A 14,332-nucleotide genomic window follows, 5' to 3' on the forward strand; every position below is an offset into this window, starting at 1 on the left:
CAGACTGCGATTGCAGCCCCTGGTGCTGGGGATGCAATCCGAACGGAGTGAGCAGCAGCCCAGACGATTTCGTCCAGGTAAAACGAAAGAGGGGCACGTCCAAGTTACGGACGCGCCCCTCTTTTCTTTCTGCCGTCAGCTTTACAGCGGGCTGAACACGAAGCGGTCGTACTCGCCGCCGCGCAGCACGCTTTCGGTGTGCTCGCCGAGGAAGGTCTGGCCGGTGATGGCTTCCAGCGCGCCCCACACCGCACCCAGGGTAAAGGTGCACTTGCGGTCGCTGCCCTGCTCCTCGCCCGCGCTGCACACGGTGTCGAAGCAGTCGACGATGTAGTTGTCGCCGTCCTTGACCACGCTGTGCACGCCGGTCAGGCGGGTGCCGTCCTTGCCGATGGCGCCATTGAGCAGCTCGGCGAGTTGTTCGGTGGGCACGTTGGCGCCGGTCACGCCGAGTTCACCGGCGAGGTTGTGGCCGCGCACCTTGCCGGCGCGGGTAAAGACCACGGCGGCGCCGTCGGGGCCGAGGGTGTCCTCGATCCCGGTAATCACAGCTTTGAAGCAGACGACAGAGTTGAAGTCACCGAGGGTGGGTCGCAGTTCGGACATTGAGGTACTCCTTGAGGGGGAAAGAAGTCAGAAGGACAGGGCGGGAAGGGCAGAAGCTCAGAGCACCAGCGCGACGGTGCGCGCGGCGTCACGGGCTTCCATGTGCAGCAGGCCGAGGTTCATGCCGGTGGGGGTCACGACGGCGAGCACGCCCTTGCGGCCCGTGGCGTACACGTACACCTGACCGTCGGCGCCGCTCACCGACATCTCGGTCAGTTCGCCGGTGCCCAGCGTGTCGTTGATGCGCTTGCCCAGACCCAGGGCGGTGGCGGCCATCGCGGCCACGCGGTTGGAGTCGGTGGTGTCGCTGAACGACTGCGCAATCGGCAGGCCGTCGGTGGTCGCCACCAGGGCGCCGCGAAGTTCGGGGAGAGACGTGCGCAGGCTCTGGAGGGTGGCCTGGAGTTGTTGCTGTTTGCTGGCGGGGGCGGTCATGCGGTCTCCTTTTCAGTCTGGGTTCCGGATTCGGACTGAGTCTCGGGGGTGAGTTGCGATTCGAGCAGGTGGATCAGCACCTGCCGGGCGCTGTCGGGTTCGGTGGCCTGAAGGCCAATCACCTGTTCGGTCGGCAGGTCAAAGTAGCTGGCAATGTCCTGCGGGCTCCAGACGTCCTCGAGGTCCTGGCGGGTGACGCCGACCACGAAGGGCACCGGGTTCCGGCTGGTGATGAATTCGAGAATGTGCCGGGCGTGCAAAAAGTCCTGCGGGCGGTTGCCGGCGACCAGAAGAACCAGCCCCAGCGCGCCTTCACACAGCACGTCCCACATGAAGTCGAAGCGGTCTTGGCCCGGCGTGCCGTAGAGGTGCAGCTCGGTGCCGTCGAGAATGAGCGTGCCGAAGTCGAAGGCGACGGTGGTGGTGGCCTTGCCGATGTCCTCGCTGGCATCGGCCTCGGTGCTGACGACCGGGGTTTCGGACAGGGTCTGGACAAAGGTGGTCTTGCCCGCCCCAACCGGGCCGGAGACGACGAGTTTCATAGGAATCATGCAGAACTTCCTCCAGTCAGGCGTCGCAGGGCGCTCAGCAACCTGCGAACAGGACCAGCGGGCTGGGCGCTGACCTGGGCCTGCGCGGCGGCCCGTTGCGGGGCAATCAGGCCAGCGGCGCGCAGACGGTAGAGCTCGGCTCGGGCTTCGGGCAGGCTGACCCGCAACTGGCCTGACAGGTCCGTCGCCGAGGCCCCGTGCTGAAGCAGCGGCGAGAGCGACGCCCAGCTCGCCCGCAGCGCTTCGGGCAGCGCCACCGAGCGCGCCGACGGCACGACCTCGAAGCGAGTGTCGGGGTGCGGGAGCTGCTGCTCGGGAATCGCGCTGCCGCTCAGGGCTTCACGAATCAGCTCGTTCACGGGCAGCGCAAAGTGGTACTCGGTCGGGCCAGCCTCAAAGCTGTACTCGCCGCGCGCTCCATTCACGAGTTGCGCCACCGTGTCGCGGACGCGCAGCGGCTCGCTCACGGGAAAGCCGTCGATAAAGATTGCTTGCAAGGTGCCCTGTTGCAGGTGCAGCTCCACGCTGCGGCCCGCCAGAGCGGTGCGCATAAACAGCACGCCGGTATGGCGCTGGAGCACCTTCATGATGTCGTTGAATGCGTGGTACTCGAAGTCACCGTAAATGGCCAAGGTCTATCATCCGCCTCTTTGCCTGAATCTGGGGCCGGTCGGCTGAACTCTCGCGCTCCCTTGGGCACCCGGCAAGGACTGTAGGCGCGGAGTTCTTACACTTGTCTCACCCTGATCGGCACCCTGATCTCACAGCCGACTCTTTCACCGTCAGCCGTGGCAAATCAGGGCGATGCCGCGCCCCAGCATACCTGTCCCAGGTACGCTTTTTCTGGGCTTTTCTTAGCCCTTGGAGCGACAAATGAGACTTCACTTCGTTAACAAAAGGTCGGCTCAGACGCCGCCGTTCGACTCTTCCCCCAGCTCGTAGGGCGCGGGCGGCAGGTCCGTCAGCAGCGGCCCGAAGGTCACGTCGCCATGAGCCGACACCGCCAGCACCCGGCGCTCGGCAAGGCTCCAGATGGCGCGGTGCACCGCCATTTCGCGCTCGGCGTGGCCTCCGGGGGCCAGAGCGTCAAGCAGCGCGGTGTAACGCGGGACGGGCGGCTGGCCCCCGGTGAGCGGGCTGGCATCGGCCACGCGGGTCAGCACCCGGCGCTCCTCGGGGGTGGTCGCGTGGCTCAGCGCCTGCGCCCGCAGCTGCTGCTGCGCGGCCCGCTGTTCGCGTGCGTGACGGCGGGCGGCCAGGGCGGCGTCCACCTCCGGCGACAGCGGTTGCCCCCGCTCCTGCCGGCGCTGCTCGATCAAGTGTTCCAGACGCTCCTCAGCCCGGTTGCGCACCTGGCCGCGCAGGTCCTCGCCGCGCCCGCGCAAGTTGCCGGTCACGTCCTGCACGCGGGGGTCGGTCAGCGCCCGCCCGGCGAGCTGCGACGCCAGCGCCCGCACCCGCACGCGCCCCGGCAGCTTCTGGCCCGGCGTGTCCGCTTCCGGCGGATGGCTTTGCCTCTTCGCTGAGGGTTTGAACATGCCCCCTACGCTGTCACGTCCTGACTGCCTCTGAATGTGAGGCGAGGGGCAAGTGAGGCGGGGGCCGCTAGCATCAGGGCATGTCCGGCTCCGCCCCGTCTGGTCCCGCGCCTGTCCGCCGCTTTCGCGCTGTCGCCGTGCAGCCCCAGTGGTCGGCGCAGGATTTCGGGAGTGCCCCGGCGTTCCGGCGCTGGCTGCGCTCGCAACTGGAAGCGGCGCGGCCCCACCTGGCTGCGGACCGGCCCACCCTGGTCGTGCTGACCGAACTCAACGGCCTGCCGCTGGTGCTGCGTGGCGACGGCTGGGCAGCGCGGCTGGGCACCTTCGAGCGGGCGGCGGCGGCGCTGTTCGTGCGGCGTCTGGGACGGGTGTTGCCGGTGCTGCTGCGCGAGCGCGTCTCCCCCATCCGTGCCCTGCAACTGGCCGGGAGTGACGAGAACGCGGCGCTGTACCTCGCAACCTGCCGTGACCTGGCGCGCGAATACGGCGTTTACCTCTGCTCAGGCTCCACGCCGCTGCCGCGCTACCGCCTGACCTCGCGTGGCGTAGAGCGCGAGGCGGGCACGCTGACCAACCAGACGGTCATTTTTGGGCCGCAGGGCGAACTCATCGGCTGCACCGACAAAGTGCACCTCACGCCCGACGAGGAGGCGGGCGGGGTGGACCTGACGCCGGGCCGCCTGGACGAGCTGCGGGTCTTCCCCACCCCGGTCGGGGACCTGGGCGTGGCGATCAGCCTGGACGCCTTCCGCGCCGACGTGATCGAGCGCCTGGAAGCTCAGGGCTGCACGGTGCTGCTGCAACCCGACGCCAACGCCGCGCCCTGGACCTCGCTCGAAGGCTTGCCGCCTGACCCGGCGCACGTGCGCGACCAACCGCTCGCCTGGCTGGAATCGAGCTGGCAGGTGACGCAGCGCACGCGCATTCCCTACGCCGTCAACCCGATGGTGGTCGGCAACCTGCTTGACCTGACCTTTGACGGCCAGAGCGCGATCGCTGGACCCGCTGCCGAGGCGCCGCAGCCGCGCAGTTACGTGCTCACCGACCCGCGCCCCGGTTTTCTGGCGCTGGCGCCCTGGGTGGCCCCGGACACGACAGCGCCCGAGGAGCTGCGCGAGATCGGGCAACAGCTCGCGGCCCGCAGCGGTCACCCCCGCGAAAACCAGTACCTGACGACAGTCCTGCACGCCGATCTGGAACTGCCGCCCACCACCTGCCCGGTGCCGCCCGCCACACCACACGAGGACGCCCTGCGCGCCTGGCTGGCGGGAGAGGCCACACTGGGACGCTCCCCAAAGGCCCGATTGGGCGGATGGGCGCTCGTCGGCGTGGGCGTGCTGGCGCTGGCCCTCCTCGGGCGCAAACGCAACCGTTGACAAGTTTGGGGGCCGCCCGTATACTTCCTCTCGCGCTTGAGACAGGCAGCGCACCCGCCGAGTCAGGGGGGTTGGCCGAGTGGTTGAAGGCAACGGTCTTGAAAACCGTAGTGGGGCAACCTACCGGGGGTTCGAATCCCTCACCCCTCGCCAAAAGCTTCGCAAGGAGCACATGACAATCTGGAGAGGTGGGTGAGCGGCTTAAACCAAGCGTTTGCTAAACGCTCGTACGCCTTAAAAGTGTACCGCGGGTTCGAATCCCGCCCTCTCCGCCAAAGCAGTACCCGAGTAACACCCGAGATGTGCCCGTAGCTCAGCTGGATAGAGCGTCTGACTACGGATCAGAAGGCCAGGAGTTCGAATCTCTTCGGGCACACCACCAAGCCTCCGCGCAAGCGGGGGTTCTTCTTTTGCTTTGTGGCGCTTTCCCAGAGATGATGGAGGCAGATGACCCCCGACCTCTCCCGACAGGCCTTGCAGACCATCGCTGCCTATCTCCCCATCTTCGGGGCACCGAACTTTCACTTCACCGATGGAGCCTCTCCTGTCTGCCCGATGGCGGACGGCTCCCTGCACCTGTTGGGCTACAGGTATGAAGAACAGGTCTTGAATCTCGTCCACACCGCCGATCAGCTCGGCTGGATCTACCAGGACGAGCATTTTCAGTGGTCCGAATGGCTGCAAACCGCACAGGCCCAGGCCCTTCGCAACGATCCGGCAGCTCTGGCACAGGCCACCCCGAGGCAGCTGGCCCAGCTCCTGACCGTCTTCGCCCGCCAGGAACGCTTCTGCGAAGGAACACAACTGGCGTTCTGGGAAAGTGGGCTGCTGCTCGGCCTTCTGCGGCGTGCCGATGTGCTGGCGCGGCAAGGTGAGACGTCACCCCTACGCTGAGCGGCCTACGCGCCAGCGACCGAAAAGTTAAGCAGGGCTGGCCTTTCCGCTTCCTGCTCGGCATAGGGTGAGGCCATGACCAACACCCCTTCTTCCCCCAATGACGCGTCCTGGAGCTACGACACGGCGGCGGTGCAGAGCGGGATTCCGCGCGGCCTGGGCGAAACCATCGGCTTTCCGATTCACGCGGCGGCGGCCTTTCAGTTCGACACGCTGGAGCAGGCGCAAGACGAGTTTCAATACAACGGAGGCCTGAGCTACGCCCGCATTCAGAACCCCACCGTGCGGGCGCTGGAGGAGCGTCTCACGGTGCTCGAAGGCGGCGCGGCGACGGTGGCCCTCGCCAGCGGGCAGGCCGCCAGCCTCACCGCCATTCTGAGCGTGTGCCGGGCCGGGGACCACGTGGTGTCGAGTGCCAGCCTGTTTGGCGGCAGCACCGGGATGCTGACCAATATTTTGCCGCTGATGGGCATCACGGCGACGCTGGTGGAGGGCCACCCCGAGCAGATTCGCGCTGCTATGCAGGACAATACCCGGCTGGTGTGGGCCGAGATGATTTCCAACCCCTCGGGCGCGGTGGCCGATGTCGAGGCGCTGGCTGGGGTTGCCCACGAGCGCGGCGCCCTGCTCGCCATCGACAACACCTGCGGCGGCGTGGGGTACCTGTGTCGGCCCCTCGACCACGGCGCCGACATCGTGAGCCAGTCGCTCACCAAGTGGGCGGGCGGGCACGGCAGCGTCATGGGCGGCAGCGTGACGGTGGGCACGCAGCACGACCTGAGCCGCAACCCGATTTATGCGGGCGGCGAAAACAGCCTGCTCGAGCAGCGCGGCGCGGACGCCCTCGCGTGGCGGCAGCGGTGGTTTGGGGCGCATCAGCTCGGCATGACGCTCGCGCCGCACAGCGCGTTCCTGATCGCGCAGGGCCTGGAAACCCTGGGGCTGCGGCTGCAACGCGAATCCGACTCGGCGCTGGCGCTGGCGCGCTGGCTGGGGCAGCATCCCCGCGTCGGCGGCGTGAGCTACGCGGGCCTGCCGGGGCACCCGAGCTTCCCACTGGTTCAGAAGTACCTGCCGCGCGGCGCGGGCGCGGTCCTCACCTTCGAGGTGGACGACCCCTCGCGCTTCCTCTCGCGGTTGCGGGTGCTGCGCATGGCCCCCAACCTCGGCGACGTGCGGACCCTCGTCGTCCACCCCTGGACCACCACCCACGGGCGGGTGCCCGAGGCGGCCCGGCACGCGGCGGGCGTGACCCCCGGCACCATTCGCATGAGCGTGGGCGTGGAAGACGTGATGGACTTGCAGGCCGACATCGAGCAAGCGCTGAATTGAGGCGCGGTGGAATACCCCCGGCTCCGCTAGGCTGAGGCCATGCCAAAACTCAAACCCCGGTCAGGCCGGGCAGTTCGTGCGGGCCTCGGCGCAGCCGGTCTAGGTGCCCTGGCCCTCGCGGCGCGGCGGGCGCAGCCTTCTCCTTCCACCGAGCAGGTGCGGGCGGCCACCCTGCGACTGCTCGGTACTCTGCTTCCCGCTGAGCGCGGGTTCGACCTTGAACTGTGGGACGGCACAGTGCTGCCGGCGGGCCGCACCCCGGCCCAAGCGCGGCTGACGTTGAAAACCGAACACGCGCTCGGGCGAATGCTGCGGCTGCCGGTGGACCTTGCCCTGGGAGAGGCGTACCTGCGCGGCGACTTCGACATCGAGGGCGACTTCGGGGCCGTGGCGGGGCTCGCCGACGACTTTGGAGAGCTGCCCACGCTCGCGCAGGTGCCGGGCCTGCTCGCCGACGTGGACCTGCTGCGCCGGGGAGCGGGGGAAATGCCGCGCCCGGTCAGCGTGTCGCTGGAGGGCGAACAGCACAGCCGCGAGCGTGACCAGCAGGCTATTCAGTACCACTACGACGTATCCAACGACTTTTACAAGTTGTGGCTCGACGAGCGGATGGTGTACTCCTGCGCTTACTTTCCCGGCGGGCAGGAAACGCTGGATGAGGCGCAAACCGCCAAACTCGACTACATCTGCCGCAAGTTGCAACTGCGGCCCGGCGAGCGGCTGCTCGACATCGGCTGCGGCTGGGGCGGGCTGAGCCTCTACGCGGCGCAGCACTACGGGGTGCAGGTGCTCGGCGTGACGCTGTCGCAGGCGCAGTTGCAAGAGGGGCAGGCGCGGGTCCGGGTGGCGGGGCTGGAGGGGCAGGTTCAGCTCGAACTGCGCGATTACCGCGACGTGCTCAGCCGTGGCCCCGCGCAGTTCGACAAGATCGCCTCGGTGGGCATGGCCGAGCATGTCGGGCGGCGCAACATGCCCGAATATTTCCGCAGCGCCTACGCGGCCCTGAAACCCGGCGGGCTGATGCTCAACCACGCCATCGGCGACGGCATCGGGCAGGCGCGGGTGCCGATGTGGCTGCAAAGCGGCAATTTTGCCCGCAAATATGTCTTTCCCGACGGCGAACTGTTGCCGGTCTGGGAAACACTGAAATACGCCTCCGAGCAACTGTTCGAGGTCCGCGACGTGGAGAACCTGCGCGAGCACTACGCCCTGACGATTGGGCACTGGGCGGCGAGGCTCGAAGCGCACCGGCCCGAAGCACTCGCCCTGCTCGGCGAAGAAAGGCTGCGGCTGTGGCGGCTTTACCTCGGCGCCACCTCGTATTACTTCCGCAAGGGCCACCTCACCCTCTTCCAGAGCCTGCTCGCCAAACCCGACGCCGAGCGGGCGGTGCCGCTGCCGCTGAGCCGGGCGGGGCTGTACCGCTAGAGCATTTGACATAATAAAGACCCCTCACCCCTGCCTTTGGCAGGCCCTCTCCCCTTGGTAGAGGGTCAAACAGCGCAAGGCAATTCTTTTGTCAAATCTCTAGGGAACAACGAAAAAAGGGGCCATACCCAGCGGGCGGCCCCTTTTTCTTGTCTCCTGACTTTAAATGACGAACTCGCCCGCCCGCATCACCGGTTCGCGGTTGCCGTCCTTGGTGATGCCGTCCACGTCGATCTGGTCACTGCCGACCATCCAGTCCACGTGGGTCAGGCTGTCGTTGCCGCCCTTTTGCGCGAACTGCTCGGCGTCCATGTCGATGCCGCCCTTGACGTTGAAGCGGTAAGCGCTGCCGATGGCGATGTGCGAGGCGGCATTCTCGTCGTACAGGGTGTTGTAGAAAAACAGGCCCGAACGCGAAATGGGGCTGGAGTGCGGCACCAGCGCGACTTCGCCGAGGCGGTGGCTGCCCTCATCGGTGTCGATCATCTTGAGCAGCGCGGCCTCGCCTTGCTTGGCGCTCGCGCCCGTGATGCGCCCGTCCTTGAACTCGATCCGGATGCCGTCGATCAGCGTGCCCGCGTAGGAGAGCGGCTTGGTGCTGACGACCACGCCGTCTACCCGCTCACGGTGCGGGGCGGTCCAGACTTCCTCGGTGGGGATGTTGGCGGTAAAGGTCACGCCGCTGGGGGTGTCCGCTGCGCCGCCGCCCCAGATGTGGTCGTCGGCGAGGCCCACGGTGAGGTCGGTGTCGCCGCCCCGGAAGTGCAGGGCGTGGTACTGCTTGCCAGTCAGAATTTCACGGCGGCGCTTGAGGTTGGCGAGGTGCTCTTCCCAGAGAGCCACCGGGTCGGGCTGATCGGCACGGACGGCGGCGAAGATGGCGTCCCACTGCTGCTCGACGGCCTGCTCGCTGCTCGCCTCGGGGAACATCAGGGTGGCCCAACCGGGAATCGGGGCACTCACCAGGTTCCAGTTCAGGCGGTTGGTCATGACCTGGAGGGAGTAGGGCTTGCGGTAGGTCGCGTTCGCCCGCTGCCAGGTCGCCACACGCTCGGGGTCCACCTTCGCCAGCAGGTTGGGGTCGGTGGCGCGAATGGCAATCACGGCGCCGCCCGCATTGGCGGTTTCAAGTTCAGCGTCCACCCGCCACTGGCTGATTTCCTCAAAGGTGCCGTCAGGCGCGAGCTCGAAACGGGCGAGCTGCACGTCGTCGTCGTCCCAGCGCACGTCCACGAACCGTGCCCCCGCTGCATACGCCTCACGCACGATCAGGCGGGCAAGCGGCGCGGCGTCCACTGGCGACTGCACCAGCACGCGCTGACCGGGCTTGACCCCCAGCCCCACCCGCACGGCGAGGCGGGCATAGTTTTGCAACTTCTGCTCGAAACTCAAATCTGAAGTCATAGGCCGCAGCATACCGGCATAGGCAAGTGCAGGGCGAAAAATCGCTGCCGGACCCGCGCCCCTTGACGCGCCGCGCGAGAACCCCTATGATTCTTCCCGCTGGTGTGACGAGGCGTAGCGCAGCCTGGTAGCGCACTACCTTGGGGTGGTAGGGGTCGTGAGTTCAAATCTCGCCGCCTCGACCAGCAAAGAACTCCCTCTCCGTGAGGGGGTTTTTTTTGGCCTCCTCCCGATTTGGAGGTGGTCCCTCAACCGGAAAAGTGCTTCTCCCCCGCCCAACTCGGTAAGCAGGCGCACAAAATACCCCCGGGGGGCAGGTCAGAAGGTGGGGCAGCCGGCAGAAGTGCCCGGCAGGACGCGGAATCGTAAGCAGCGGCGGTGAGCGGGCGCCGCCCCGAAGCGTAGATTGGTCTCCCCGCTTGCCGTTTATGCCGACTCTTTCGCTGCCCCTCTTTCCCCTGCCGACGGTGCTGTTTCCGGGACAGGCGCTGCCGCTCTACGTCTTCGAAGAGCGGTACCGCGCCCTCTTGCGGCGCGTGCAGGCGAGTGGCGAGCCGTTCGGCGTGGTGTGGATTGAGCGGGGCCGCGACAGCACCTTGCCGTTGCATGAGCGGCTCTCGCTGGTGGGAACGCTGGCCCACCTGACCGAGGCGGAAGTCCACGAGGACGGCACGAGTTCGATTCTGGTGGTCGGCGGCGAGCGCTTCCGGCTGCGCGGGATGATGTTCGACGAGCCTTTCTTGACCGCCGGGGCCGAGCTGTGGCCGCTGCCTGACTCAGACCCGCCGGAGGCCCAGGCTATCAAGCAAAGGGGCGCCGACCTGCTGAGTGGGATGCAGCGTTCCTGGCCCGAGCGCGCCGCCGTGCTGCGGCAGGAAGCACCCGCCGAGCCGTTGCTGCTCGCCAGTTACGCCGCCAGCTTGCTGTGTGCCCTGAGCCTGGACCGCGCCGCGCCCGCCTGCAACGCAGCGCTGGCGGCCCCGACACTGCTCGACCGGCTGGAGCTGCTGCTGGCGGCCCTTCCCGCAGAGGCGAGCGGCGACGGGGCGGCGTTGCACTGAGCAGGCTCCCGCCCTCGGCTTCGTCATTCCTCGCTTTTTTTCTCACTCGGGTATCCCTTCCCTGTTCAGGGGGCGGCGCAGCCCTTAGATTTCGGCCATGACCGTGTCTTCCGCCGCTGCACCTCAACCCGCCAGTCCCGCCGCGCCGCTGCTGTTTACCCCGCTGAAACTTCGCAGCCTGGAACTGCCCAACCGGGTGGTCGTCTCGCCCATGTGCACCTACTCGGCGACCGACGGCGTCGCCAACGAATTTCACCTCGTCCACCTCGGCCAGTACGCGCTCGGCGGGGCAGGGCTGATTCTGGCCGAGGCCACCGCCGTCTCGCCCGAGGGCCGCATCACCCCCGAGGACCTGGGCCTGTGGGACGACCGCCAGATCGTGCCGCTGGGCCACATCACTGATTTCGTGCACCAGCACGGCGGGCACATTGGGGTGCAGCTCGCGCACGCCGGACGTAAGGCGAGCACCTACGCCCCCTGGCGCGGCAAGGGCGCGGTGCCCGCCGAGTTGGGCGGCTGGCAGGTCATCGGACCTGACGAGAACAGCTTTCACGACCTCTTCCCCACCCCGGCGATGATGGGCGCCGACGAGCTGCGCGGCGTGGTGGACGCCTTCAGTGCCGCCGCCCGCCGCGCTCAGGTCGCGGGGTTCGACGCTGTGGAAGTCCACGCCGCGCACGGCTACCTGCTGCACCAGTTCCTCTCGCCGCTGGCCAACACCCGCACCGACGATTACGGCGGCTCCTTCGAAAACCGCACCCGGCTGCTGCTCGAAGTCGTCCGCGCCGTGCGGCACGTCTGGCCCGCCCACCTGCCGCTGTTCGTGCGCCTGAGCGCCACGGACTGGGCCGAGGGCGGCTGGGACCTGGAACAGACGGTGCAACTCAGCAAACTGCTCAAGTACGAGGGCGTGGACGTGCTCGACATCAGCAGCGGGGGATTGACCGCCGCGCAGCAGATCGAGGTCGGCCCCGGCTATCAGGTGCCGTTTGCCGCCGCCGTGAGCCGCGCCGAAACCGAAATCTCGGTGATGGCGGTCGGCCTCATCGAGACGGGCGCGCAGGCCGAGGCCATCTTGCAGGCAGGCGACGCCGACCTGATCGCGCTCGGCCGCCCCTTCCTGCGCGACCCCCACTGGGCGCAGCGCGCGGCGCGGGAACTCGGGTTGCGCCCGGTGTCCATCGACCAGTACGCGCGGGCGGGGTGGTAAGCGCAGGCCAGGACAAGCAGCCGTGAGCGGGCGGGGGAGGGCAACCAGGCCTGGCCCCCTCCCTTTTGTCAGCGCGTCCCGTCCTCCTCCAGCTGCCCGTCGAGCAGGTGCAGCGTCCGGTCGGCGCGCGCCGCCAGCCGTTCGTCGTGGGTCACGAGCAGCACCCCGGCGCCGTCCTCGCGGGCCAGGGTCAGCAGCAACTCGGCCACCCGCTCGGCCCCGGCGCGGTCGAGGCTGCCGGTGGGTTCGTCGGCGAGCACGGCGGCGGGGCGCACCGCCAGGGCGCGGGCCAGAGCGACGCGCTGCCGTTCGCCGCCGCTGAGGACGCCGGGAAAGTCGCCGCCGCGCGGTCCCAGACCCACCCGGTCGAGGAGCAGCTGGGCGCGGCCCTCGTCCGGCACGCCCGCGAGCATCCCTGGCACCTGCACGTTTTGCAGCAGCGTCAGATCTTCGAGCAGGTAGTGGTGCTGAAACACCAGCCCCAGCCGCCCGGCGCGGCGCTGCGAGCGGGTCTGGGTGCCGAGGGTGTCCACCCGCTCGCCCGCCCACCACACTTCGCCCTCGGTGGGCGCGTCGAGACCGCCGAGCAGGTGCAGCAGGGTGCTTTTGCCGCTGCCCGAGGGGCCGCTGACGGCCACCACTTCGCCCGGCGCGACGGCCAGCGACACGCCGTGCAGGATGGTGGCGGCGCCGTAGCGCTGCACGACGTGCCGGGCTTCGAGGGCCGGGGGAGCGGAAGTCACGCGGGGCATTGTAAGCGCAGAGCGTCTGCCAGGAACACGAGAACAAAGGCTGCCCACTAGAATCAGGTGTTATGGCGACCCTGGAAATCGATTGCCCCATCTGCGGCGAAGTTCTCGAACTCACCGAGCAGGACCGCGCCGAGCTGCAAGTCGGCGACGTGCTCGTGTGCGACTCGTGCAACGCCGAAATGGAAGTGACCCGCAACGGCGGCGGCGAAGACTTCGAACTCGAACTGCTCGGCATCCTGACGGTGTGCCCGGCGTGCAGCGAGGAATTCGAGGTCACCGAAGACATGCTGCTCACCGCCCCCGTCATCGAGAGCGTGGACGGCGTGAGCGTGAGCCTCGTGGACTGCCCGCACTGCCACGCCCGCATCGAACTCGAACTGACCGACGAGACGCCGCCCGACGAGGAACAACCGCGCCGCTGAGTGTCTAGTCAATTGCAAATGTAAAAATTGAAAGCAGTTAGCCTATCAAACGCAAGGAGTGATTATGGCGACTGTTCAATTTGAAAATCCCGAAACCGGCGCGACCATCGAACTGACCAACCCCGAACTGGGCGAACTGGTGATCGACGACGAAACCGGTGTGGAATACGAGGTCGTGTCCATCGACCCGCCCCGCCTCGAAGCCGCCCCGCAGGAAGCGGAGGACTGGGGGGAGTAAGGTCGGAGGGTCTAGAGTCCGAGGGTCTAAGTGCTCCGTCCGCTTAGACCCTCAGACCTTTAGACCCTTTGACCTGCCCCCAGGCAGCTATGGCCGACCTCGCTGTTCTCTATGACCGCGTCCGCCCCGACGAAAAGATGCTGTTCGGGGCGCTCGACGAGCTGGGCGTGCCCTACGACAAGGTGTACACGCCGCAGCTCACCGTGACTTTCGACGATGAGGGCCGCGCCCGCGTGCCGTGGAAAGTCGCTATCGAGCGCTGCGTGAGCCAGAGCCGGGGCCACGCCGTGACCCGTGCGCTGGAAGGCTTTGGCGTCAAGGTCATTAACCCCTCGCACGTCATCGAGCTGTGCGGCGACAAGCTGGCGACCAATGCGCGCCTCGCCGCCGCTGGGCTGCCCACCCCGCGCACCGGGGTCGCCTTCGACGGCGAGAGTGCCCTGGGCCTCATCGAGGAAATGGGCTACCCGGTGGTGCTCAAGCCCACCGTCGGCTCGTGGGGCCGCATGGTCAGCCGCCTGAACGACCGCGACGCCGCCGAAGCCGTCATCGAGCACAAGGAAGTGCTCGGCGGGCCGCAACACGGCGTGTTTTACGTGCAGGAACTCATCAACAAGCCGGGGCGCGACATCCGGGCGTTCGTGGTCGGCGGGCAGGGCATCGGCGCGATTTACCGCACCAGCGAGCACTGGATCACCAACACGGCGCGCGGGGCCAAGGCGAGCAACTGCGAAGTGACCCCCGCCATCGCCGACCTCGCGCAGCGGGCCGCCGCCGCCGTGGACGGGCAAATCGTGGCGATTGACCTGGTGGAAGACCCGGCGCGCCAGAACGACTGGGACGGCCTGGTGATTATCGAAATCAACCACACGATGGAGTTCAAGAACTCGGTGAGCACCACGGGCGTGAACATCCCGCGCCTGATGGGCGAGTACGCGGTCAGTCTGCTGGGCTGATGGGCTGATACGGTTTCAAATTGAGTCCCGGACATGTCCGGGCGCAATTTTGCGCGGAGCCCATGGAAAAAATACGGTTTTAAGGAGATGGACGGGCATCCGGCGCCTTTCCGGATGTTCGGGAATCGG

The 14,332-nt window shown here is 67.6% G+C and carries 16 protein-coding genes and 4 tRNA genes; 13 read left to right on the forward strand and 7 right to left on the reverse strand.

Annotated features, from left to right (window positions below):
• Positions 1–141 precede the first annotated feature (141 nt).
• The 5 genes from DR_RS11170 to DR_RS11190 form a co-directional block, all read right to left on the reverse strand.
• Positions 142–606, reverse strand: a complete 465-nt coding sequence (locus DR_RS11170) for a hypothetical protein (RefSeq protein WP_010888810.1) — start codon at positions 604–606, stop codon at positions 142–144.
• Between the two features lie 57 nt (positions 607–663).
• Positions 664–1,041 (reverse strand): roadblock/LC7 domain-containing protein, encoded by a 378-nt coding sequence (locus DR_RS11175; RefSeq protein WP_010888811.1) that lies wholly within the window; start codon positions 1,039–1,041, stop codon positions 664–666.
• On the reverse strand, positions 1,038–1,592 hold the full coding sequence (locus DR_RS11180) for a GTP-binding protein (protein WP_010888812.1): 555 nt from the start codon (positions 1,590–1,592) through the stop codon (positions 1,038–1,040). The genes DR_RS11175 and DR_RS11180 overlap by 4 nt, the downstream gene beginning before the upstream one ends.
• Complete coding sequence (locus tag DR_RS11185; RefSeq protein WP_010888813.1) at positions 1,589–2,224, reverse strand: hypothetical protein; 636 nt, start codon at positions 2,222–2,224, stop codon at positions 1,589–1,591. Before DR_RS11185 ends, DR_RS11180 begins: the two co-directional genes overlap by 4 nt.
• A gap of 273 nt (positions 2,225–2,497) precedes the next feature.
• A complete protein-coding gene (locus DR_RS11190) occupies positions 2,498–3,130 on the reverse strand; it encodes a hypothetical protein (protein ID WP_010888814.1) in 633 nt (210 codons plus the stop codon).
• An 80-nt stretch (positions 3,131–3,210) separates the two neighbouring features.
• Between DR_RS11190 and DR_RS11195 the strand changes: the two genes are divergently transcribed.
• The 7 genes from DR_RS11195 to DR_RS11225 all read left to right on the forward strand — a co-directional run bounded on the left by DR_RS11195 (position 3,211) and on the right by DR_RS11225 (position 8,160).
• Entirely contained in the window at positions 3,211–4,506 is a 1,296-nt protein-coding gene (locus tag DR_RS11195; RefSeq protein ID WP_010888815.1) for a carbon-nitrogen hydrolase family protein, read from the forward strand.
• A gap of 65 nt (positions 4,507–4,571) precedes the next feature.
• Positions 4,572–4,659: transfer RNA gene (locus tag DR_RS11200), tRNA-Ser, on the forward strand.
• A gap of 29 nt (positions 4,660–4,688) precedes the next feature.
• A tRNA-Ser gene (locus tag DR_RS11205) sits at positions 4,689–4,781 on the forward strand.
• Positions 4,782–4,808: 27 nt separating this feature from the next.
• A tRNA-Arg gene (locus DR_RS11210) sits at positions 4,809–4,885 on the forward strand.
• A gap of 68 nt (positions 4,886–4,953) precedes the next feature.
• Positions 4,954–5,400, forward strand: coding sequence for a DUF6508 domain-containing protein (locus DR_RS11215; RefSeq protein WP_010888816.1), 447 nt, complete (start codon positions 4,954–4,956; stop codon positions 5,398–5,400).
• Positions 5,401–5,475: 75 nt separating this feature from the next.
• A complete protein-coding gene (locus DR_RS11220; RefSeq protein ID WP_010888817.1) occupies positions 5,476–6,732 on the forward strand; it encodes an aminotransferase class V-fold PLP-dependent enzyme in 1,257 nt (418 codons plus the stop codon).
• Between the two features lie 39 nt (positions 6,733–6,771).
• Positions 6,772–8,160: a class I SAM-dependent methyltransferase gene (locus tag DR_RS11225; RefSeq protein WP_010888818.1), complete on the forward strand. Its 1,389-nt coding sequence runs from the start codon at positions 6,772–6,774 to the stop codon at positions 8,158–8,160.
• Positions 8,161–8,322: 162 nt separating this feature from the next.
• On the opposite strand, the gene DR_RS11230 is transcribed toward DR_RS11225, so the two are convergent.
• Complete coding sequence (locus tag DR_RS11230; protein ID WP_010888819.1) at positions 8,323–9,576, reverse strand: aminopeptidase; 1,254 nt, start codon at positions 9,574–9,576, stop codon at positions 8,323–8,325.
• Positions 9,577–9,672: 96 nt separating this feature from the next.
• Between DR_RS11230 and DR_RS11235 the strand changes: the two genes are divergently transcribed.
• From DR_RS11235 to DR_RS11245, 3 genes are all read left to right on the forward strand, one after another.
• Positions 9,673–9,749 (forward strand) — tRNA-Pro (locus DR_RS11235).
• Between the two features lie 243 nt (positions 9,750–9,992).
• Positions 9,993–10,625, forward strand: a complete 633-nt coding sequence (locus tag DR_RS11240; RefSeq protein ID WP_034350278.1) for an LON peptidase substrate-binding domain-containing protein — start codon at positions 9,993–9,995, stop codon at positions 10,623–10,625.
• Between the two features lie 97 nt (positions 10,626–10,722).
• Positions 10,723–11,835, forward strand: a complete 1,113-nt coding sequence (locus tag DR_RS11245) for an NADH:flavin oxidoreductase/NADH oxidase (RefSeq protein ID WP_010888821.1) — start codon at positions 10,723–10,725, stop codon at positions 11,833–11,835.
• A 68-nt stretch (positions 11,836–11,903) separates the two neighbouring features.
• On the opposite strand, the gene DR_RS11250 is transcribed toward DR_RS11245, so the two are convergent.
• Complete coding sequence (locus DR_RS11250; protein WP_010888822.1) at positions 11,904–12,587, reverse strand: ABC transporter ATP-binding protein; 684 nt, start codon at positions 12,585–12,587, stop codon at positions 11,904–11,906.
• Positions 12,588–12,649: 62 nt separating this feature from the next.
• Between DR_RS11250 and DR_RS11255 the strand changes: the two genes are divergently transcribed.
• From DR_RS11255 to lysX, 3 genes are all read left to right on the forward strand, one after another.
• On the forward strand, positions 12,650–13,009 hold the full coding sequence (locus DR_RS11255) for a hypothetical protein (protein ID WP_164927988.1): 360 nt from the start codon (positions 12,650–12,652) through the stop codon (positions 13,007–13,009).
• A 64-nt stretch (positions 13,010–13,073) separates the two neighbouring features.
• Entirely contained in the window at positions 13,074–13,247 is a 174-nt protein-coding gene (gene lysW, locus DR_RS11260) for a lysine biosynthesis protein LysW (RefSeq protein ID WP_017870443.1), read from the forward strand.
• A gap of 89 nt (positions 13,248–13,336) precedes the next feature.
• Positions 13,337–14,203, forward strand: a complete 867-nt coding sequence (gene lysX, locus DR_RS11265) for a lysine biosynthesis protein LysX (RefSeq protein ID WP_027479919.1) — start codon at positions 13,337–13,339, stop codon at positions 14,201–14,203.
• Positions 14,204–14,332: the final 129 nt, after the last annotated feature.

The organism is Deinococcus radiodurans R1 = ATCC 13939 = DSM 20539 (assembly GCF_000008565.1).
GTDB lineage: Bacteria > Deinococcota > Deinococci > Deinococcales > Deinococcaceae > Deinococcus > Deinococcus radiodurans.